8 protein-coding genes are annotated in these 22,245 nt (G+C 73.0%); 2 read left to right on the top strand and 6 right to left on the bottom strand.

Annotated elements, in window-relative coordinates; translation table 11 throughout:
• Window positions 1-3: 3 nt before the first annotated feature.
• From PGN25_07585 to PGN25_07560, 6 genes are read right to left on the bottom strand one after another with little or no spacing between them, the layout of a single operon-like run.
• The gene (locus tag PGN25_07585) at window positions 4-8,160 is read right to left on the bottom strand and encodes an amino acid adenylation domain-containing protein (GenBank protein MEH3117458.1); all 8,157 of its coding nucleotides are present in this window, start codon (window positions 8,158-8,160) and stop codon (window positions 4-6) included.
• Complete coding sequence (locus PGN25_07580) at window positions 8,160-11,195, bottom strand: amino acid adenylation domain-containing protein (protein MEH3117457.1); 3,036 nt, start codon at window positions 11,193-11,195, stop codon at window positions 8,160-8,162. The genes PGN25_07585 and PGN25_07580 overlap by 1 nt, the downstream gene beginning before the upstream one ends.
• A gap of 17 nt (window positions 11,196-11,212) precedes the next feature.
• Window positions 11,213-15,724 carry an AMP-binding protein gene (locus PGN25_07575; GenBank protein MEH3117456.1) on the bottom strand — a complete coding sequence of 1,504 codons (4,512 nt, stop codon included), beginning with the start codon at window positions 15,722-15,724 and terminating at the stop codon, window positions 11,213-11,215.
• Window positions 15,721-17,409 (bottom strand): cyclic peptide export ABC transporter, encoded by a 1,689-nt coding sequence (locus PGN25_07570; protein MEH3117455.1) that lies wholly within the window; start codon window positions 17,407-17,409, stop codon window positions 15,721-15,723. The genes PGN25_07575 and PGN25_07570 overlap by 4 nt, the downstream gene beginning before the upstream one ends.
• 13 nt (window positions 17,410-17,422) lie before the next feature.
• Window positions 17,423-19,216: an alpha/beta fold hydrolase gene (locus PGN25_07565; GenBank protein ID MEH3117454.1), complete on the bottom strand. Its 1,794-nt coding sequence runs from the start codon at window positions 19,214-19,216 to the stop codon at window positions 17,423-17,425.
• A 5-nt stretch (window positions 19,217-19,221) separates the two neighbouring features.
• A complete protein-coding gene (locus tag PGN25_07560; protein MEH3117453.1) occupies window positions 19,222-19,452 on the bottom strand; it encodes an MbtH family protein in 231 nt (76 codons plus the stop codon).
• A 383-nt stretch (window positions 19,453-19,835) separates the two neighbouring features.
• On the opposite strand from PGN25_07560, the gene PGN25_07555 reads away from it, so the two are divergent.
• Both PGN25_07555 and PGN25_07550 read left to right on the top strand, forming a co-directional pair.
• Entirely contained in the window at window positions 19,836-20,918 is a 1,083-nt protein-coding gene (locus PGN25_07555) for a GNAT family N-acetyltransferase (protein MEH3117452.1), read from the top strand.
• Complete coding sequence (locus PGN25_07550) at window positions 20,915-22,237, top strand: lysine N(6)-hydroxylase/L-ornithine N(5)-oxygenase family protein (GenBank protein MEH3117451.1); 1,323 nt, start codon at window positions 20,915-20,917, stop codon at window positions 22,235-22,237. The genes PGN25_07555 and PGN25_07550 overlap by 4 nt, the downstream gene beginning before the upstream one ends.
• The last annotated feature ends 8 nt before the right edge of the window (window positions 22,238-22,245 follow it).

Genomic DNA, 22,245 nt, shown 5'->3' with positions numbered 1-22,245 from the left:
CGTTCATCCGACGTGCTCCAGCGCGTCGAGCAGGTCGCTCATCGCGTCGATCTCGGCGCCCGCGCGCCCGGACAGGTCGAGGCCCGCGGCGAGATCGGCCAGCGTCGCCGCCTCGAACAGACGGTGCAGGGGCAGCTCGATCCCGTGTTCCTGCCGCAGACGCGAGACCACGCGCGTGGCCAGGATGGAATCGCCGCCGCGCTCGAAGAAGTTGTCGTGGCGGGCGACGCGCTCCAGGCCGAGCACCGCGCACCAGATCGCGGCGAGCGCCGTCTCGGTCTCGCCCCGAGGCGCCTCGCCCGCCTCGGCCTCGGTTGCTCCGGTCCAGTCCGGCAGCGGCAGGGCCCGCCGGTCGAGCTTGCCGTTGGCGCTGAGCGGAAGCCGCGCCAGCCCGACGAAGCGGGTCGGCACCATGTAGTCGGGCAGTTGCACGGCGAGGTGCGCGCGCAGGGCCGCCTCGAACCCCGCATCGAGCGCGGTCGGCGCCGCCGCGTCGGTTGCTTCGGCGCCGCCCTCCGGCACGACGTAGGCGACCAGCCGCAGGCCGCCCGGGGCCGGTGCGGCGATCACCGCGGCCGCGGCCACCCCCGCATGGCCCGCCAGGCGCGCGGCCACCTCGCCGGGCTCGATGCGAAAACCACGGATCTTCACCTGCTCGTCGAGCCGGCCGAGGAACTCCAGCGCCCCGTCCGCCCGCCGCCGGGCCCGGTCGCCGGTCCGGTACAGCCGCGCCCCCGGCGCGCCGAGCGGGTCGGGCACGAAGCGCTCGGCGGTGGTGCCCGCCCGGCCGCGGTAGCCCCGCGCCAGCCCGACCCCGCCGATGTACAGCTCCCCCGCCACGCCTGAAGGAACCGGGTGGAGGTCGGCGTCCAGCAGGTGGATGGCGGTGTTGGCGATCGGGTGGCCGATCGGCACGCTCGCCGCCCCCGGCTCGCTCCGGCAGGTCCAGGCGGTGACCTCGATCGCCGCCTCGGTCGGGCCGTAGAGGTTGACCAGCCGGGCCGGGGAGCGGGCCAGCACCGCCTCCTGCAGCGGCGGCGGCAGCGCCTCGCCCGTGCACAGGATGCGCCGCAGGCCGGTGCAGGCGTCGAGCTCGCCCGCGGCGACGAAGGCGGCGAGCATGGAGGGCACGAAGTGGACGTGGCTGACGCGGTGGCGGGTGATCAGCGCGCGCAGGGCCTGCGGGTCGCGATGCGCGCCGGGCGGGGCCATCGCCAGACGGCTGCCGGCCATCGGCGGCCAGAGCAGTTCGTAGATGGCGATGTCGAAGCTGAGGGGCGTCTTCTGGAGGAGAACGTCGTCGGGCCCGAGCGGATCGTCGTCCTGTCCCCAGCGCAGGCGGTTGAGCAGGGCGCGATGGGTGTTGGCGCATCCCTTGGGCCGTCCGGTGGAGCCGGAGGTGTAGACGCAGTAGGCGAGGCTGTCGGGATGCGGCGGCGGCAGCGGCGCCGCGTCGAGGCCGTGTTCTTCCTCGTCCTGTTCGATCGTGATCACGGCGAGGTCGGGATGGTCGCGGCGGTCGGGCAGGGCGGGGGCGAGGGTTCGGTCGGTGAGCAGCAGGCGCAGGCCGGCCTCGCGGACCATCTCGTCGAGGCGGGCGCGGGGGAGGTCGGGCAGCATCGGCAGGAAGGCGGCGCCGGCCTTGAGGATGGCGAGCACGGCCGTGGGCAGGGCGCAGCCGCGTTCGAGGGCAAGGCCGACCAGGGTGTCGGGTCCGGCGCCCTGCGCGCGCAGGCGCCGGGCGAGGCGGGTGCTGCGGGCGTCGAGTTCGGCGAAGCTGAGGGTGTGGCTGTCGTCGCAGACGGCGATCGCCCCGGGCCGGGCCGCGACTTGGATCGCGATCAGGTCGAGGACGCTCGAAGCCGGCGGCGCGAACGCCCGCGCCGTCGCGTTCCACTCGTCCTCGTCGGGCCGGTGCGTGAGGGCGGGGATGGCGCCGAGGGGAGTGTCGGGTTCGGCGGCGGCGAGGGCGTCGAGCCCGGTGGCGAGCTGGTCGAGGGTCGCGCGTGCCTCGTCCGCCCCGACCCGGGCCGGGTCGTAGCCCAGGCGCAGGTCGAGCCGCGCCCCCGCCGTCCCGTCCGCCGTCTCCGCCGCCGCGCCGCGCAGGTGGACGGTGAGGGTGAGCGGATAGTGCGTGCTCTCGACCGACCTGAGTCGGCCGAACCGCAGGGCTCCCGGGCCCGCCAGGGCGGCGAGGGCGTCGCCGACGGGGTAATTCTCGAAGACGATCAGGCTGTCGAACAGCGGGCGGCCGGATCGGCCCGCGAGGCGCTGAATCTCGGCGAGCGGCACGTGGCCGTGCTCGCGCAGGGCGAGGTTGAGGTCCTGAAGGTCCGACAGCCAAGCCGCGAGCGGCCGATCGGGATCGAGCCCGACGATGACCGGCAGCGTGTTGATGAAGAGCCCGAGCACGGTGTCGGCGCCCGGCAGGTTCTCGGGGCGGCCGGCGACGGTCGCACCGAAGCAGACGCTGCGCGCGCCGGTGCGCGCGGCGATCAGGCGGATCCAGGCGGCCTGAACCAGGGTGTTGAGCGTCAGCCGGCTCGCGCGGGCACGGTGGAGCAGGCGGGCCGCGGCCGGCTCGTCGAGACACAGGCGGAGGTCGGCGTCGCCCGCACCCGGGACGGCGGCCGCCGACGGCGCGAAGCTGTCGGCGACGAGGGTGGGCTCGTCGAGCAGCGCCGTCTGCGCGCGCCAGAACGCCTCCGAGCGCGCCCTGTCCTGACGGGCGGTCCAGGCGATCAGGTCGCGGAAGCGCCCGCGCGGCGGCGAAGCGGTTCCGGACCGGTAGCGTTCGAGCCATTCCGCGACGAGGCGGGCCGTGCTCCAGCCGTCGAGCACGATGTGGTGCAGCGTCAGGATCAGGTGGTGGCGCGCCGTGCCGGTGCGCACCAGCCGCAGCCGCAGCAGCGGCGGCCGGGCGAGATCGAAGCCGCGGTCTCGCTCCGCTGCGGCCAGGAGGTCGAGCCTCGCGTCGTGCTCCTCCGGGACCGTCCCGCTCCAATCCTCGACGGTGACCGGATCGGCCGCCTCGGTCAGCACCGCCTGGAGCGGTCGTCCGGCCGGCGTCTCGGCGAGGATCGCCGTGCGCAGGGCGTCATGGGCGCGGACGGTCTCGCCGAGGGCCGCCGCGAAGCGGTCCGCATCGAGGTTCTCGACGTCGAGGCGCAGTTGGTTGCGGTAATGCGGCGTGTCGGGTGCGTGCTGGGCGTGGAAGAGCAGTCCCTGCTGCAGGGGCGAGAGGGGATAGAGGTCGGCGAGCGCCCCCGCGTTTTCGCGCCGCACCGTTTCGGCGATCGCATCGATCCCGTCCTGGTCGAGTCCGGCGAGCGGCAGGTCGGCGGGCGTGAGCCGGCCGGGCGTGGCCGGATCGGCGCAGTGGGCGATCAGGGCGAGCAGCGCGTCGCGGCAGGACTCGGCGAGGCCGGCGACCGCCGCCGCGTCGTGACGGGCGCGGCTGTAGCTCCAGTCGAGGATGAGGCGGCCGGCGCGGACCTGGGCGGTGAGGAGCATCTCGGCGCCCAGGTCCGCACCTTCGTCCCGGTCGGGGGCGGGCCGCTCGCTTCCGAGGGCGAAGGTCGGCCCCTCGTCCGCGCGGGAGCCGGCCTGCCCGGCACGGCCCGCCTCCATCTGCCCGAGATAGTTGAGGGTGAGGCCCGGCTCGGGGATCTCGGCCAGCGCCTGCCGGGTTTCGGGATCGGCGCAGAAGCGCAGCAGCCCGTGCCCGAAGCCGGGTCGCGGCAGGGTGCGCAGCCGTTCCTTGATCCGGCAGAGCGCGCGCCCGAGCGTGTCGTCGCCCCAGGGCTCGTCCGGCACGGCGGGCGGACGGCCCTGTCCCGATGTTTCGCCGGCACGCTCATCGAGGCCGAGCGGATCGAGACGCAGGGGCTTGAGGCTGGTGAACCAGCCCACGCTGCGGCTGAGGTCGTGCCGCGGTCCGGCCGCCTCACCGTCTTCCGACGCGTCGGCCTCGCGCCCGTGGCTCTCCAGGGCGATCCGAACCGGACGCAGCGGCCCGGAAGCGGAACCGGCGGCGAGGTGACGGGTCAGACCCAGCGCCAGGGCGGTCAGGAGGATCTCGTCGATCCCGGTGCGATAGGGCTTCGGCGCCCGCCGCAGCAGGGCGTCCGTCGCGTCGGCGTCGATCGCCTGACGCAGATGCGTGCGCTCCGCCTCGGTGTCGGCGCCCTCCGGGCGGGCGGGGGCGAGCGTCGCGGCCGGCCCGGCGAGGCAGGCCCGCCACTCCGCGAGCCAGCGGGCGCGGCGGCCGGCATGTTCGGGCGCGTGTGCCAGCGCGTCGAGGCCGCGCGCCCAGCTCGGAAATCCGGTCGTGGCCGCCGGCAGCGCGATGGGTCGGCCCTGCGCGAGGTCGGCGAGCGCGGTCTCGAGGTCGTCGATCAGGATGCGCCACGAGACGGCATCGACGCACAGGTGGTGGATCGCGACGAACAGCCGCTCGCCCGGTCCGGGCCCACGGACGAGGACGGCGCGCAGGAGCGGCCCATCCTCGAGATCGAGGCTCGTCTGTGTCTCCCGGGCGATGGCGGCGAAGGCCCGCTCGTCGCCGGCCTCCCGCAGCCGGAGCAGCGCCCCGTCGCCGTCTCCGAGGAGGTTCTCGACGGCCTCCGGCGCGTGCGAATCGACGGGCGCGCAGGTCTGGTGCCAGCCTCGCGCGTCGCGGGCGAAGCGCAGGCGCAGGGCCGGATGGGCGCGGATCACCGCGTGCAGGGCCTGCGCGAGATGCCGCGGAGCGAGCCGCGCGCTCGGATGCAGGACGAGGGACTGGTTCCAGTGATGCCGGTTCGGGACCGGCGTGTCGAGGAACCAGCGCTGGATCGGTGTCGGCGGGACCGGCCTCGGCGTCTCGGGCTCGGCATCCCCGAGGGACGCGGGCGGACACGCGTCGAGGTGAGCGGCGAGCGCGGCGAGGCTCTGGTGCTCGAACACATGGCGCGGCGTGAGATGGAAGCCGTCGCGCCGCGCGCGGGTGACGAGTTGCAGCGCGAGGATGGAATCGCCGCCGCGCTCGAAGAAGTTGTCGTGGCGCGAGACGCGGCTCACGCCGAGCAGTTCGCTCCAGATCGCGGCCAGGGCCGTCTCGGCCTCGCTCAGCCCTTCCGCATCGCCGGCTCCGGTCGCGGCCCAATCCGGTTCGGGCAATGCGGCGCGGTCGAGCTTTCCGTTCACCGTCAGGGGCAGGCGGGCGAGGCCGACGAAGCGGGCGGGCAGCATGTAGTCGGGCAGGTGCGCCGCGAGATGGGCGCGCAGGGCCGTCTCCAGGGGCGCGGACAGCGCGAAGGCCGGTTCGTCCCGGCCCGGCGCGGCGCCGTCCGGCACGACGTAGGCGACGAGCCGCGGGCCGCCCGGCGCGTCGTGGGCGGCGACCGTCGCCGCGCTCACCTCCGGATGCTCCGAGAGCCGCGCGGCGATCTCGCCGGGCTCGATGCGGAAACCGCGGATCTTCACTTGGTCGTCGAGGCGGCCGAGGAATTCCAGCGCGCCGTCCGTCCTGCGCCGGACGCGGTCGCCGGTGCGGTAGAGGCGCGAACCGGGCGGTCCGAACGGGTCCGGGACGAAGCGTTCGGCGGTCGCGCCCGGGCGTCCGTGGTAGCCGCGTGCGAGGCCGGCGCCGCCGAGATACAGCTCGCCCGCCACGCCGACCGGCACCGGTTGCGGGCCGTCGTCGAGCACCCAGGCCGTTCGCGCGCCGACCGCGAACCCGATCGGCGTGGAGACGCCGTCCGGCGCCTGTCCCTCGCCCAGCACGCCCGCCCGGAGGGGCCAGGCGAGCGGCGCGATCACCGTCTCGGTCGGCCCGTAGGCGTTGACGAGCGCGGTCCCGGGGAACGCTGCGGCCGCGCGGGCGGCCGCGCGCCGTCCCCAGGCCTCGCCGCCGACGATGCAGAGCCGCAGCGGGAGCGGCGTGCCCGATCCGGCCAGGGCGCCGACCAGCGCGTTGGCGTAGGCCGGCGGCAGGAAGGCGACGGTGACCTTCGCCGCACGCGCCTGCGCGATCCAGGATTCCATCGCGATGCCGGGTGCGGGCGTCAGGCTGACGGCGCCGCCTGCGGCGAGCGGCGCCAGCCAGCGCTCCTGCGTGATGTCGAAGCCGGTCCCCGAGACCTGCACTTCGAGGTCGTCGGGACGCATCGCGTAGAGTCGGACGATCGCCCGGACATGCATCGACAGGGCCCCGCGCGCCACGGCCACGCCCTTGGGCCGGCCGGTCGAGCCCGAGGTGTGGATCAGGTAGGCGAGGTTTTCGGGATGCGGGACGGTGGCGGGGAGAGCCGCCGTCGGGCCCGGCTCGTCCGGTTCGTCCGTCGCGAGCAGCCATGTCGGCAGCCGGGAGCCGTCGAGAGGCCCGGCGAGACTCGCCTGCGTCAGCAGCAGGGCGGGCGCGCCGTCGCGCAGGAGGAAGCCGAGGCGGTCGGGCGGCAGGCCGGGATCGAGCGGCATGAAGGCGCCGCCGGCCTTCAGCACTGCGAGCATCGCCGCGAACAGCAGGGGCGAGCGCTCCAGCAGGATCGCGACGCGCGTTTCCGGCCCGATGCCCGCCGCGCGCAGGCGCGCCGCCAGCCGGTCCGCGCGCCCGTGCAGCTCGGCATGGCTCACCGTGCCGCCCGCATGCACGATCGCCCGCGCCCCGGGCCGTGCGTCGCGCTGCGCCTCCAGCATCGCGACGAGGTCGGGTGTCGTGTCCTCGGCGGGCGGCGTGTTCAGCCGGTCGAGTTCGTCCCGCTCGGCCGGGCCGAGGATCTGCACGTCGCGGAGGGCTTGCCCGGGACGGGCGAGCAAGGCGCCGAGCAGGGTGAGAAAGTGGCCGCGCCAGCGCGCGGCGGTCCGCGCCTCGATCAGCCCGGCGTCGTATTCGAGCCGGCAGTCGATGCCGGAGGGGCCGGCGGCGACATCGAGGGTCAGATCGAACTTCGCGCTCATCGGGTCGGCGTCGAGAGGCTCGGCGCGCACCCCGTCGAGGACGAGCGGGGCGGCGTCCCGCGCCGGCCGGAAATTGAAGGCGGACTGGAAGACGGGCGTGTGGCGCAGGTCGCGCGACAGGTCCGTCTCCGCGATCAGGCGCTCGAAGGGCACGTCGTCGTCGGCCAGGAAGGCCATGGCCTCGCCGCGCAGCCTCGCGCAGACATCGCGGAAGCTCAGGGCCGGATCGAGCCGGGCCCGATAGACCTGCATGTTGACGAAGAAGCCGACGAGATCCTGGAGTTCCGGCCGGTTGCGCCCGGCATTGGGCACGCCGACGCAGAAATCCGTCTGACCGCTCAGGCGTCCGAGCAGGATCTGCCAGGCTGCGAGCAGCACGACGAAGGGCGTCGCGCCCTCCGCCCTGCAGAAGCGGGTGAGCGCGTCGGCGAGTCCGGCATCGACGGCGAAGTCGATGCGCCCGCCCGGCCGGTCGCCGAGGGGAGCGCGCGGGCGGTCGACCGGGAGTTCGAGCACCGGCACGGACGGGCCGAGATAGGCCCGCCAGCGCGCCAGCGCGGCCTGCGCGCCTTCGCTCTCGATGCGCGCGCGCTGCCAGAGCGCGTAGTCGGCGTAAGCCAGGGCCGGGGACGGCAGCGGGGGCCCGCGCCGGTCATCGTCCGCGAGCGCGCCGCGATAGGCCCGCGTCAGGTCGCCGAGGATATGGGCATAGGACCAGGCGTCGCCCGCGATGTGATGCAGCACCAGGACGAGGACGCGCACCCCGTCCGGCTCGGGCTCGGACAGCGCGACGCGCAGGGGCGGATCGCGGGTGAGATCGAAGGGTTTCCGGGTGATGGCGCGGATGGCCCGCTCCGGGTCGTCCGTGACCGCGAAGCGTGCGATCGCGAGATCGGCCGGCGGCAGCACGTGCTGCCGCGGCGCGCCGTCGGCGTCCGAGATCACCGTGCGCAGGGCGTCGTGGCGCTCGATCAGGCGGGAGAGCGCCGCGGCCAGGGCGGCCTCGTCGAGGATTCCCCTCAGGCGGAAGGCGCGTGCCGAGTGGTAGGCCGGGTTGTCGGGATCGTAGCGGTGCAGGAACCAGAGCCGGCTCTGCGGGAAGGACAGCGGCGCCGGCCCGTCGCCCGCGCGGCGCGGGATCGCGTCGTCCGCCGCGGCGTCCTCTTCGAGAAGGCGCGCCAGCGCCGCGCGCCGGTCGTCCCGCAGGCGGTTTTCCGGCATCACCGGATGTCCCCGGCGAGCGCCGTGCGCTCGGCCTCGCTCATCGCGGCGAGTTCGAGCCGGAGGCGGGCGGTCTCCTCCAGCGCGTCGGGCGCCGCCTGGGCGCCGAGCGCGAGCGCGAGCGCGGCCGGGCTGCGGTGGTCGAAGACGAGTCCCGGCTGGATCTCGATCCTGAGGAGCTTGCGGATCCGGGCCGTCAGCTTGATGACCAGCAGGGAGTGGCCGCCGGCTTCGAAGAAGTCGTCCCGAGCGCCGATCGTCCCGGGCGGTCGCCTGAGCAGGTCGGCCATCGCATCGGCCAGCACCGTTTCGAGCGCGGTGCGCGGCGCCGTGAAGCCCCCCGCCGTGATCGCGGGCTCCGGCAGGGCGGCGCGATCGATCTTGCCGTTGGCCAAGCGCGGCATCGCATCGAGCAGCACGAAAGCGGCGGGCAGCATCGGCGCGGGCAGGCGCTCGGCGAGCCGGGCGCGCAGGTCGTCCGCGTCGCGGCCCGGAGCCACCGCGTAGGCTGCGAGCCGAGCCTCCCCGCCTTCGCGGGTCCAGGCCCGGACGGCCGCCTGAGACACGCCGTCGAGGCCTGCGAGCGCCGCCTCGACCTCGCCGGGTTCGACGCGGTGCCCGTTGAGCTTGAGCTGGTCGTCGGCGCGGCCGAGGATCGCGAGCCCGCCCTCGGGGCGGTAGCGGGCGCGGTCGCCGGTCCGGTAGAGCCGCCCGGGACCGAACGGGTTCGGCACGAAGAGTGTGTCGCCGGCCGCCTCGCCGGCGGTGGACGGCAGGTAGCCGCGGCAGAGCTGGGCGCCGCCGACGTGCAGGATGCCGGCGATGCCGGTCGGCGCGAGCCTGCCCTCTTCGTCGAGGATCACCGCCTCGCTGCCGGCGAGCACCCGGGTCAGCGGCAGGCCCTCGGGGGGCACCGCCTCTTGAGTCCCGACCGCGTGCACGATGACGCCGACGCAGCACTCCGTCGGTCCGTAATGGTTGGCGATCCGCGTCTCCGGCGCGATGGCGCGGATGCGGGCCACCAGCGCGGCCGAACTCGGCTCGCCCCCGAGCACGAGGTGTTTCGGAAGCGTGGGCGCCTCCGTATCGAGGAGCGCGGCGAGGTGCGAGGGCACGAGCTTGGCGCAATCGACGGCCCGCTCGCGCAAGAACCGCGCGAAGGCCGGCCCGTCGGCCATCTCGTCCTCACGGGCGACGACGAGGCATGCACCGAGGCGCAGGGCCGCGAACAGCATGGTGTTGCCGAGGTCGGCCGCCACCGTCGAGGTCAGGGCGAAGCGGCGGTTCTCCGCGAGCCCCAGTGCCGCGATCACCGCCTCGGTGTAGGCGCGCACCTGCGCGTGCTCGATGACGACGCCCTTCGGCGTGCCGGTCGAACCGGAGGTGAAGATCACCGCGGCCATCCGCGCCGCATCCCCCGGATCGGCCGCGCGGCGCGCGCTTCCCGTCTCGTCGCAGTCCGCTTCCGTCAGCGTGAGGACGGGCTCGGCGAGCGCGAGGATCCGGTCGCGCCGCGCCCGCGGCCAGGACGGGTCGAGCGGCAGGTACGCCCCGCCCGCGCGCCAGACGCCGAGAATCGCCACGACGAGGTCGGGCGAGCGCGGCATGTCGAGCGCGACGATCCGTTCCGGTCCGACGCCGCGCGCCGCGAGCCGTGCGCCGAGGCGGGCGACGCGGTCTTCCAGTTCGGCGTAGCTCAGCGTCGCATCCCTGTCCGTCAGCGCCGGAGCGTCCGGCGCCGTCTTCGCGTGCGCGGCGATCAGCGCCGGCAGGGTCGCCTCGGGAAGCGCCGCCGCTCCCGGCCGGCCGAAGGCGAGGAGCCGCGCCTCCTCCGCGGCCCCGAGGATCGGATAGGCCGGGAAGGGCGTGAGCGCGTGCTCGGTCAGGCGTGCGAGGATCGCGGCGTACTGGCCGAGCAGGCAGGCCAGCGCGGCTTCGTCGTAGCGGCGCGCATCGGCATGCAGCACCAGCGACTCGAGCCGCCCGTCCGCGTCCAGGCTCGGTTCGAGGCAGAGTTCGAAGCGGTCCGGGCCGGGGAGGACCGCGCCGTCCGGCCGGTCCGCATGACCGAGGGCGAAGCCGACCGTGCCGGCCTCGTCCGGCGGGCATTGCTCCTGGAAGCCGCGATGCGCGTCGAGCGTCCTCGCGAGCCTCCCGCTCAAGGAGGCGACGCTATCCTCCGGCACCAGGCTCAGGGCGAGCGGCAGCGTCTTCTCGAAGACGCCGAGCGTGCCCGCGAAGATGTCGTAGTCGCGGCGGCAATCGTGATGCCAGCCGACGCGGATCTCGGAGCGCGCGGCGAGGCGGCTGACCAGCAGCCACCATGCCGCCTGAAGCACGGCCTCCGCCCCGGACGCGGCGAGATCCGCCCGGGCGAGGGCCTGCGCGAGGGCGCCCGCCAGAGCCGGCTCGGCCGTCCGATCCAGGCGGATCGGGCGGGCCGTCGCCGCCTCGGACTCGCTGCGGCGGCAGGGGAGATGCAGCGGTGCCTGAGCGCCGCGTTGCGCCTGCCAGTGGGCGCGGCCCTCGCCGTCCGCATCGTCGGCGGCGACCTCGGCGCGCCATGCCGCGTAGGCGGCGTAGGTCGGCGGATCCTCCGCGGCGGCGGCGACGCCGTGCGCGTCGGCGAGTTCGCGCAGCAGCCGGCCGAGGCTGCCGCGGTCGAGCGCGAGGGCGCTCGCCGCGAGATCGAGCCGCGCAGCGCCGTCCGTGCCGGGCGTGAGCGCGACCGCCAGCGTGACGCCGCGCTCCGGCGCGAGCGCCCCGGCGGGATCGCCCCCCTCGGTCAGCGGGATCGTCGGCGGCAGGATCGCGGACTGGCGCAGGCCGCGGAAGCCCGGCGCGGGGCGGAAGGCCGTGCGCAGGATGTCGTGGCGGGCCGCCAGGGCGTCGAGCCTGCCGCGCAGGCGCTCGGGGTCGATTCCGGCGAGCGGGATCGTGGCGCGCAGGACGGGGGCGCTGCCGTCCGGTGCGAGGCAGGCGCGCTGCTCCGGGGTCAGCGCCCGGGTTTCCCGTCCGGGCTCCGCGACGGACACCGTTTGCCCGAGCCCGCTCATCGCAGGCCGCCGTTCGGCGCGTTCACGCCCGCGACGGCCGCGCGCGCCGTCATGTCGCCCATGGCGACGACGATCCGGCGCGGGCCCTCGAACGGGTCTCGGGCATGCGCGGCGAGCATGTTGTCGAGCATCGCCACGTCGCCGCGGTGCCAGTCGAAGCGCACGGCGCAGGCTTCGTAGAGCCGGCCGAGTTCGTCCATCACCGCGTCCTCGATCGGGCTGCCGTCGCCGTAGAGCACGTCGCGCGGCATGCGCCGGGGTCCGACGAGGCCGAGCAGATCGGCCCGCAGATCGGGGTCGAGGCAGCGCGTGTGATGCAGTTGCACCTGATTGAAGAAGGACTTCTCGCCCGTCAGCGGGTGCACGATCACCGCCGGGCAGCGCGTGCGGGTCTGGAGCGTGTTGTCGTCGAGCCAGTCGAAGTCCACGCCCTCCGCGCGGCAGCGCGCCTCGACCTGCGCCCGATCCTCCGTATGGAAGAACCGGCGCCAGTCGACGTCGAAGCGCTCGGTGAACGTGCGGACGTAGATCAGCCCGAGGCGCTCGAAGCGCGCGGCGAGTTCGGCCGGGAGCCGGCGGTACATCTCCCGGCAATCGACGATCGGCGTCGCGCCGCCGACCGGCGACGGTTCCTGGCAGAAGAACCACTGCTTGCGCGGCCACGCGTGCAGGTGGCTGCTCTCGTTGTGGTAGAGGATCATCTCGCGCTCAGGGTAGGGCGTCGAGCGATAGGTGTTCCGGCCGCCCTCGTTCTTCGGCAGGTCGCCGTAGCCGCCGTAGAGCCCGGGATGCAGCGCCTCGGCGAAGGCTTCGAATTCCTGCGGGGTCGCGATGCCGAAGCCGCGAAACAGCAGGCCGGCATGGTGGCGCAGCTTGTCCTCGACCCAGCCGCGCTCGCGCGCGGCCCAGGCGGCCGGATCGATGTCGGCGGAAGGCGGCTCGATCACCAGCGGGAAGGCGCCGCCGGGCGTCAGGGCGGAGAGCCGCGCCGGCGCGCGGGGCGGCGCGGACGCGGCCGCCCCTCCGGACTTCAATCCCTTGAGCTTGTCGAGCTTGGCGCCGAGGCGGTCGGCGGCACGCGGCAAGGCGGGATCGGGCAGGACGGGATCCGGCATGGCAGGTTCCTCCAGGCTGGGCAGCGGGATGGCGTGGACGGGCATGTCGGGGGATCGCGAGGCCTGTTCGAGCAGGTTCACGAAGGCGTCCGCCCAGCGCGCCACCCGCTCCGGACGGAACAGGGCGGTGGCGTAGACCCACTCGACCGCGACCGTCCCCTCGGGCGACGGCGCATCGAGGAACAGGGCGGTCTCGAACTTGGACGCCTGTGCCGATGCGGGCTGCAGGCGGGCCGAAATCCCGGCAACCGCGAAGTCGCCGGGCGGCGCGCTCTGCATCACGAACAAGGCCTGGACCAGCGGGGGCCGGCTGCGGTCGCGCGGAACCTTCAGCGCGTCGACGATCCGGTCGAAGGGCAGAAGCGCGTGGTCGAAGGCCGCGAGCGCATCCTCGCGCACGCGCTCCACCAGGCGGCCGAAGCTCGGTGCGTCGTGGAGCGCGGCGCGCAGCGGCAGCACGTTCACGAAGAAGCCGATCAGCCCTTCCAGTTCGGGAAGCGGGCGCCCGGCATGGTCGGTGCCGACGACGAAGCGCTCGGCGCCGCTGAGGCGATGCAGCAGCGCCTGGAAGCCGGCGAGCAGCGTCATGAACAGCGTGGCGCCGCGCGCACGGCCGAGCGCCGAGAGCCGCGCGACGAGCGGAGCGGGCAGGACGAGGCGCCGGCTCGCGCCGGAGACGGGCAGAACGGGCGGCCGCGGGAAGTCGGCCGGCAGCGACAGCCGATGCGGCGTGCCGTCGAGATGGCGCCGCCAGAAGGCGGTCTCGACCGCGCCGATCCGCTCCACGGCACGGTGCTGCCAGACGGCGTAATCGCCGTACTGGAGCGGCAAGGGCGGATGCGGGGAGGATGCGCCGTCCGTCGCCGCGCGGTAGCCCGCGCCGAGATCGGCGAGCAGCACGCCGAACGACCAGCCGTCGCCGATCAGGTGATGCATCGCCAGGACGAGGCTGTGGCTCTCCGGAGCGAGCCGGAACAGGCGCGCCCGCAGCAGCGGGGCGCTGGCGAGATCGAAGGGCGTGCACGCTTCCGCCGCCTCGGCCTCGGCGAGGCGCGCCTCGCGCTCGACCGGGGCGAGCCCGGACAGATCGATCACGGGGATGTCGAGCACGATGCCGGGGACGGTGCGGACCATGGGCAGGCCGTCCTCCGCCTCCGGGTAGGCGGTGCGCAGGATCTCGTGGCGGGCGGCGACCGCGCGCAGCGCGGCGGCGAAGGCCTCGGACGAGAGCGGTCCTTCCAGCCGGATCTGCCCGGTCATGACGTAGGCCGCGCGCCCGGCCTCCTCGCCCAGCCGCTCGGCGAGCCAGAGCCGTTGCTGCGCCCGCGAGAGCCTCTGCGGCGCGCCCGCGGGCAGGCGGTCGAGGGCCGGCAGCGCGGTCGAGGCCGGCGGCATCGTCTCGATCCGTGCGGCGAGATCGGCGAGGCTCCAGGCCGCGAAGAGGTCACGCAGGCTCGCGGCGACGCCGAACTCGGCCCGGATGCGCTCGACGGCGCGCACGGCGAGCAGCGAATGACCGCCGAGCTCCAGGAAATTCGCCCGCCGCCCGATGGCGTCGAGGCCGAGCAGGTCCGCGACGATCCCGAGGAGCCGCCGTTCCGTGGCGGTGCGCGGCGGTTCGTCGGCAGCGGCCCCGGCGCCGGCGGCCACGGCGGATTCGCGGCGGTAGAGGTGCAGCGGCACCAGCTCGCCGGAATCGAGCCGGGGAAGGCAGGCGGAGCGCTGAAGCTTTCCGCTGGTCGTCTTCGGCAGGGCGCCCGGTTCGAGCAGCGCCACCAGCGCCGCCGGTTCGTGCAGCACCTCGGCCAGCACGCCATCGACCGCGGCTGCGACCGCCTCGGCCTCGGCGCGCGTGCCGCGGCCGATCTCGGCGGCGATGCCGACGCCCTCTCCCGCCCGGGTCTCGACGGCGAAGGCCGAGACCCGTCCCTTGCGCAGGGCCGGCACCGCCGCCTCCAGCGCCTGCTCGACGTCCTGCGGATAGACGTTCTGCCCCCGCAGGATGATGACGTCCTTGCGCCGGCCGGTGACGTAGAGGTCGTCCGCGTCCAGGAAGCCGAGGTCGCCCGTGCGAAGCCACGTCTCGCCGCTCTGCCGCAGGAAGGTGGTTCGTGTGGCCTCGGCGTTCTTCCAGTAGCCGCGGGCGATGCAGGGGCCGGACAGGAGGATCTCGCCGACCCGGCCGGGCGGGCAATCTTCGAGCGTGCGCGGATCGACGATGCGCAGGGTGCCCGGCCGGACCGGCTGGCCGCTGCTGACCAGGAGGATGCCGTCCTCGTCCACGACGACGCGATCCTCGGCCAGCGCCTGCCGCGAGACGCGCAGCGCCCGCCACATGCTGGCGCGCGGCTTGCTCGTGGCGATCAGCGTCGCCTCGGCGAGGCCGTAGCCCGGATGCAGCACGTCCGGCGTCAGGCCGGCCGGTGCGAAGGTTTCGGCGAACCGCATGAGGGTGCCGTGCCGGATCGGCTCCGCGCCGCTGCAGACGTGCCGCCAACTCGACAGGTCGAGCCGCTCCAGGATCGAGGGGCCGATCCGGTCGCAGCAGAGCCGGAAGGCGAAGTCGGGCGCGGCGCTGATGGTGCCGCGATGCGTACCGATCGCGTCGAGCCAGGCGGCGGGACGGGCGAGAAAGCGCTGGGGGCTCATCAGCACGAGCGGCCGGCCGGAGACGACCGGCAACAGCATGCCGAGGATCAGCCCCATGTCGTGGTACAGCGGCAGCCAGGACACGAAGACGTCGTCCGCGCGCACCGCGAAGACCTCCTGCAGCCAGCGCAGGTTCTCCACGAGGTTGGCATGCGTGACCTCGACGCCCTTCGGCGCGGAGGTCGAGCCCGAGGTGTATTGCAGGAAGGCGAGGTCGTCGGGCGCGCAAGGCGCCGGCCGCCATCCCTCCGCCTCCGCCGCATCGACCGTGTCGACGCACAGGATGCGCACCCGCACGTCGGCGAGGCAGGTCGCGCGGCAGGTTTCCTCCACCGCCTCGCGGTTCGCGGTGTCCGTCAGGACGTGGCGCGGCTCCATGTCCGCGATCATCAGCGACAGGCGCGCGGCGTGGTGCGGGTGCCGCAGTTCGGGCGGGTAGGACGGGACCGCGACGACGCCCGCGTAGAGGCAGCCGAAGAAGGCCGCGACGTAATCGGGCCCGCTGTGGAGGGCGATCAGCGCGCGCTCGCCCGGCGCGGCCGTGGCTTGCAGCCGCGCGGCGAGCGCCCGGGACCGCCGGTCGAGCGCGCGAAAGTCGAGCGTCTGCGAGACGGTCCGGCCATCCGCGAGGAAGCGCAGCGCGACGCGGTCTCCGGCGCCCGCGGCGCGCTCCCGCAGGGCGGCGGCGACGTCCGGCGCGGGGAGATCCGCGAGCGTGCCGGGGTCGGCGAGATGCAGGTTCATGCGCCGGCCTCGACGGTCGGCGCGGTCCGCTTCGTGCGATGCTCGACGACGCGGCCCCGGTCGAGCTTCAGCAACTGGTCCGCGCGCCCGAACCACCGCTCGTCGTGGGTGACGACGACGAGCGTTTTGCCCGACGCCGCGAGTTCCGGCAGGATCGTCTCGTAGAAGGCCGTCCGAAACTCCGGATCCTGGTCGGCGGCCCATTCGTCGAAGATCAGCACGGGGCGGTCTTCGAGGCAGGCCGCCACGAGGGCGAGGCGCCGCCGCTGCCCGGCCGAGAGATCCCGGGTGGACCAAGCCCCGTCGCGGATGCCGACCCGGTGGTCGAGCCCGAGCCGCACGAGCCACGCCCGAGCCCGCGCGTCGAGGGTGGGCTCGGGCCGCTCCAGCAGCGTTTCGAACAGGTGGAAGTCCGAGAAGATCGCCGAGACGTGGCCGCAATGGGCGAGGCGCCGGGCTTCCCGGACCTCCTGGCCCGTGAGGCTCAGCCGGCCGGTCTCGGGCGCGTAGAGACCGGCGATCACCTTGGCGAGGGTCGTCTTGCCGCTGCCGTTCCCGCCGACGAGGAAGGTGATCTCGCCCGGGCGGAGCGTCAGGCTGACCGGACCGAGCACGAAGCCGTCACCGGTGCGCGCGTCGTGGATGCGGTGGCTCACGTCATCGAGCGTCACGGCGACCTGCGCGTTCGGGGCGCGGCCGACGGCGCTCTCCGGCTCGGGATCGAGCCGGGCGAAGGTCGCCTCGACCCGATCCGCGCCGACCCGCGCCAGGTTCACCAGCGGAACCGTGTTGAGCACCGCTTCGAGCGGACCCATCAGGTAGAGGAAGGCGACGACGTATCCGGTGGTGACGGCGGGCGCACGCTCGTCCGCCCCCGGCAGGAACAGCGTCAGGCCGATCAGGGCGAGAAACAGCAGCCGGCCCCAGCCGCCGGCCAGCGCCAGGACCGCCAGCCCGCGGCTGCGGTGCCGCGCGACCGCGTCGATCGCCGGCCCCAGCGCCGTGTCGAGGAAGCGGCGGCCCTTGTCCCGATTGAGCCGCAGCTCCTTGGCGCCCGCGCCGAGGGCGAGGAAGTGCGCGAACAGCCGGTCCTGCGCCTTGCCGGCCTCGCGCAGTTCCACGCCCACGCGCCCGTAGCAGGCCGAATAGCCGGCCGCGCCGACGGCGATCGCCGCCAGAGCCGCCAGGAACAGCCCTGGCGAGAGGTAGGCGAGGTAGCCGAGCGTCGCGAGCACCACGACGGCGTTCGTCGCGAGCACCGGCAGCGCGACGAGGACATTGGCGATCTGGTTGGCGTCCTCGGAAACGAGCGACTGAATGCGCGCGCTCCCGACCGCCTCGAAGCTCGGGAACGAGGCCGCCTGCACGCGTTCGGCGATGGCGCGACGCAGATCGGCGAGGCCGCTCTGACCGAGCTGCGCGAACAGGGTGCGCGAGACGACGAGCGCCGCGCAGGCCGTCAGCGCGGTCGCGGCGAACGCGGCGAGACCGTCGGGCCGCGTCGCCGGCGATGCCGCCAGCCCGCGGTCGATCAGGACGATCGTCGCCGTGCTCGCCGCGCCCGCGACGAAGCTCGTGAGGAAGGCGAGCAGGAGCCTTCCCCGCGCCTGCCGGGCCATGCCGGTCCAGAGCGAGAACGGGGGCTGCGCCGTCATCGGCCCGGCCGTCGCTGTCTGCATCGCCATCGGCCGCGGCTCCCTAGTGTCGGCGGTTGGCTTCGGCCATGGCGACCACGACCTTGCGCGGCCCCTTGAACGGGGTGCGCGCATGCGCCGTGAGCATGTTGTCGAGCATCACGACGTCGCCGGTCTGCCAGGGGAACACGATGGTGTGGGCCGCCAGCACCGCGCGGATCGCGGCGAGATCCTCGTCCGGAATCGGCGATCCGTCGCCGTAGAAGACGTTGCGGGGCAGATCCTCCTCCTCGACGATGTCGAGCAGCGTCGAACGGACCTCGGGTTCGAGGTTCGAGACGTGGAAGAGATGGGCTTGGTTGAACCAGACGGGCTCGCCGGTGACCGGATGGGCCGCGACGCCCTGGCAGACCTGCCGCGTGCGCAGTTCACCGTCCGGCTTCCACTCGCAGGTGATGCCGTGGCTCTCGCAATAGGCCTCGACGCTCCGGCGATCCTCGGTTCCGAAGACCTGGCTCCAGGCGACGTCGAGGCCGTTGCCGTAATTGCGCACGTACATCAGGCCGTCGGCGGCGAAGCGGTCGCGGATGCTCTGCGGCACGGCCCGGTAGATCGCCCGGCTGTCCGCGATCGGCGTCTCCCCGCCCTCGGACGCAGCCTGCTGGCAGTAGAACCAGATCTTCATCGGCCAGTCGCGGGTGTAGGCCTGCTCGTTGTGCAGCGGGATGTGCTGGTGGGGCGGGTACTCGGTCGAGGTGTAGACGCCCTGGGTGACCGGGCTGCGCGGCGTCGAGCCGAACTCGTAGTCGAGCAGTTCGTGGCCGAACCCGGCCGCGAAGGCGCGGAAGGCGTCCGTGCCTTGCAGCGCGAAGCCGCGCAGCAGCAGGCCGCCGGCCTCGTGGAGATGGGCCTGCGCCGCGTCGCGGATGGCCGGCAGCGCCGCGGCGATGTCGAGGCCGGCGCCCTCGCGGGCCGGACTGACTAGGAGCGGCAGCGGGCCGCTTTCGCGCAGGGGCCGGATCGCGAGGTCGGTCATCCCGTCTCTCCCAGGTGTCGTGGTGCGGCGGGCATCCGTCCCGTGACGGTGCGTCGTTCGAGGCGGCCCGGCCGTCGGGCGGGCCGTCGGACCCGGGGCCGGCTCGGACCGGATCAGCGTGGCGATGCGCTCGGCGATCGTCGCGAGCACCTGGGCCTGCTGCCCGTGGATGAAGAAGTGGCCGCCCGCGAACATCGCGAGGTCGAATCCGGCGCATGTCTCCCGACCCCAGGCTTCGAGATCGTGCCGCGAGACGTCGTCGTGCAGACCGCCGAGGGCGACGATGGGACAGGGCAGCGGCGGCCGGCGGCGATAGACGTAGGCGCCGCACGTCAGGAAGTCGGCTCGGAGCACGGGCAGCGTGAGCGCCATCAGTTCGGGATCGGCCAGCGCCTCGTCGGGCGTCCCCGCGTAGGCGCGCAACGCCGCGATCAGTTCCGCATCGCTGCGAGGGCGGCGGAAGTCCGAATCGTCGCGCACGGCCGGCGCTTCCGTGCCGGACGCGAACAGCGCGAGCGGCACACCCGCCCCGTGCGCGGCGAGAGCGTGGGCCAGTTCGAAGGCGAGGATCGCCCCGAGGCTGTGTCCGAACAGGGCGTAGGGCGGTGCCTCCGCGCCCGAGACCAGCGGCGCGATCTCGGCGGCCAGCGCCGCAGCCAGCGCGTGCGGATCGCAGCAGAACGGTTCGTCCATGCGCCGCCCCCGTCCGGGCAGCTCGACCGGGCAGGTCTCGATCGCTGCCGGCAACAGGCGTCGCCAGCGTGCATAGATCGCGGCGCTCGCCCCGGAATACGGCAGGCAGAACACCCGCACGGCCGGCATCGGGCTCAGCTCCGCGCCGGGGCGTTCCGTGCCTGCTCCTCCATGTGCCTGCGCAGGCTGAGGGGACGCATGTCGGTCCAGACCTCGTCGATATAGGCGAGGCACTCCGCCTTCGGGCGCGGCTCGCCGATCGGGGTCCAGCCGGCGGGGACGTCGCGGTAGCTCGGCCAGATGGAATACTGCTCCTCGTGGTTCACCACGACGTAGAAGCGCGTGTCCTCGCGGTCGAAGGCCATGATCGTGCATCCATGGATCGGCAAAAAAACGATCGATCTCCGCCTCAGCTTTCGCGAGGCCGGAAGCGTTCATGCAAGGAAGGTTAGGGCGACCGCACAGGTTGATCAACCGCAAAAATCACGAAATTTGGATATTTAGAACCAATCTAGACTGTAATTGTATTATCTATAAAACACATAGACTCATAACGGCTTGAAAACATCATAAGGTCTGCGCTAACTGAAGCACGGTGCATCGATGCTCGCACCGATTCTGCTCTCGACCGTGAGACGTCGGTCCGGCGACCTTCGGGCGTGGCTCGCGCTTCGGCGAGCGCGTGGCCGGCCCGAAGGGTTCGGTCCGTCCGTTCCGCACGCGAAGGCCTACGGGAATCCCATCGTCGATGTGCGCCAACCTGCCCTTCCTCTCCCATCAGGCCGGCCGTCGCCGATCCTTCGCGACGGTGCGGGACGGCTCCGATCTGAGCGTGCGTGCCGAGGGGCGGACGATCCTGGCGTTGCGCGTCGCACCGGAGGCCGGTCGGCTTGAGCTCGCCGGCCTGGCCGCGTCGGCCGGCGATGGCGAGGATCCGACGCTTGCGGCGTTCGCGGCCGGCATCGAGGCGACGCTCGGCTGGTATCCCGGGCGGGCGAACCTTCGCCTCGACCTCGCCGGACGGGCGCCGGAGCGTCTGGTCGCCGCCCTCTTGGACGAGGGCCTCGCGGTCGCGGACAGGGACGGCCTGGCCGTGCTGCCGGCGCTCGCGATGCAGCGCCCCGATCCCTGGCTCGGCGCGCGGCGCGCGGCCTACCCGCAGATCCACGTGATGAGCGACGGGCGACGCCACCCGCGCCGTCCCCCCAAACCCAGCGGCACGGTCTACGAGCGGTTCATCCCGAGCCTCGGCCGGACCTTCGGCCTGCGCACGGTGCGTCCCGACGAGGATCTCGACCGCTTCCACCGCTGGATGAACGACCCGCACGTCGCGGCCTTCTGGAACGAGGCGGGCGAGCGCGAGGCGCACCGGCGCTACCTCGCGGCACTGATCGAGGATCCGCACATGCTGCCGCTGATCGGCAGCTTCGACGGAGAGCCGTTCGCATATTTCGAGGTCTACTGGGCCAAGGAGAACCGGCTCGGCCCCTTCTACGACGCGCAGGACTACGACCGGGGCTGGCACGTGCTCGTGGGCGAGGCGGATTTTCGCGGGCGCGACTACATCGGAGCCTGGCTGCCCTCGCTGATGCACTTCCTGTTCCTCGACGATGCGCGCACGCAGCGCATCGTCGGCGAGCCGGCCGCTCGCCACGCCCGGCAGATCCGCAACCTCGAGACCTCGGGCTTTGCCCGGATCAAGACCTTCGATTTTCCGCACAAGCGGGCCGCGCTGGTCATGCTCCTGCGCGAGCGCTTCTTCGACGAGCATCTCTGGCGTCCGGCGCGGGCGGCGGACGTTTCCGGACATGATGAGGCCCAGGCCCTATGACCATCCGAGACGCGCCCCCCGACGACCTGATCGGGATCGGCTTCGGTCCATCGAACCTCGCCCTCGCGATCGCGCTCGACGAGCACGGCCGCGGGGCGAGCGCGCGCCGCGACGAGCCTCTCCGCTATCGCTTCATCGAGCGGCAGCCGCGCTTCACCTGGCACGGCGGCATGCTCCTGCCGGGAAGCGACATGCAGATCTCCTTTCTCAAGGATCTCGTGATGCAGCGCGATCCGACGAGTCCGCTCACCTTCGTCAACTACCTCCACAGCCAAGGACGGCTCGAAGATTTCATCAATCTCGGCACGTTCTATCCGAGTCGGATCGAGTTCAACGACTATCTGCGCTGGGTCGCCGAGCGCTTTGCGGACAGGTGCTGCTACGGCGAGACCGTGATCGCGGTGGAGCCCGAGGAGACCGGCGAGGCCGGAAGGATCGAGGTGCTGCTGGTGCGCACGCGCGACGCCGACGGACGCGAACGCACGCGCCGGACCTACAATCTCGTCGTTGCAATCGGGGGTACGCCGCACATCCCGGCGGTGTTCGCCGAGGCGATCCGCGAACCTCGCGTCTTCCATTCGAGCCACTACCTCGACCGCCTCGGTGACCGGAGCCGCCTCGCCACCCTTCGTCTCGATGAGGAAAGTGCGCATGTCGCCGTGATCGGCGGTGGCCAGAGCGCGGTCGAGATCAGTTATGACCTGCACGAGCGCTTCAAGCATCTGAAGATCGACCTGATCTTTCGCGGGCACGCGCTGAAGCCGTCGGATTCCTCGCCATTCGTCAACGAGATCTTCAATCCGGAATACACGGACTTCATCTACGGACAATCCGACGAGCGGCGTGACGTGATCGTGCGGAATTTTCGCAACACGAATTATGCTGTCATCGATCCCGATCTGCTGCACGCTCTCTACGCGATCGTTTATCGCCAGAAAGTTTCAGGCACCGAGCGGCTGCGCTTGCTTCCGCGCCGCCACATCGAACAGGTTGCCCGCAGCCCCGATCGAATCAGTCTGCGCACGACCGACCACTTCGCTTCGACGAACGGGACGACCGGTTACAATTGCGTCATCCTTGCAACCGGCTACGAGCGCAATGCTCACCGAGATTTACTTGAGCCGCTCAACAAACACATAAAGAGCAGCACGATCCGTCGGGACTATTGCCTGGAGGCGCAGCCTAAATTTGCGCCGCGCATATATATGCAAGGCTATTCGGAGATCTCGCACGGTCTGAGCGACACGCTCATATCCGTGCTTTCGATGCGCTCTCAAGAAATTGTCGACAGCCTGACAAGTATGCCAGTTGAGAGGTAGGCTGAACC

It is taken from the genome of Methylorubrum populi, assembly GCA_036946625.1.
Classification (GTDB): Bacteria; Pseudomonadota; Alphaproteobacteria; order Rhizobiales; family Beijerinckiaceae; genus Methylobacterium; species Methylobacterium populi_C.
Note: the sequence above shows the minus strand (reverse complement) of the source record. Positions and strands in the feature narration are given on the sequence as shown.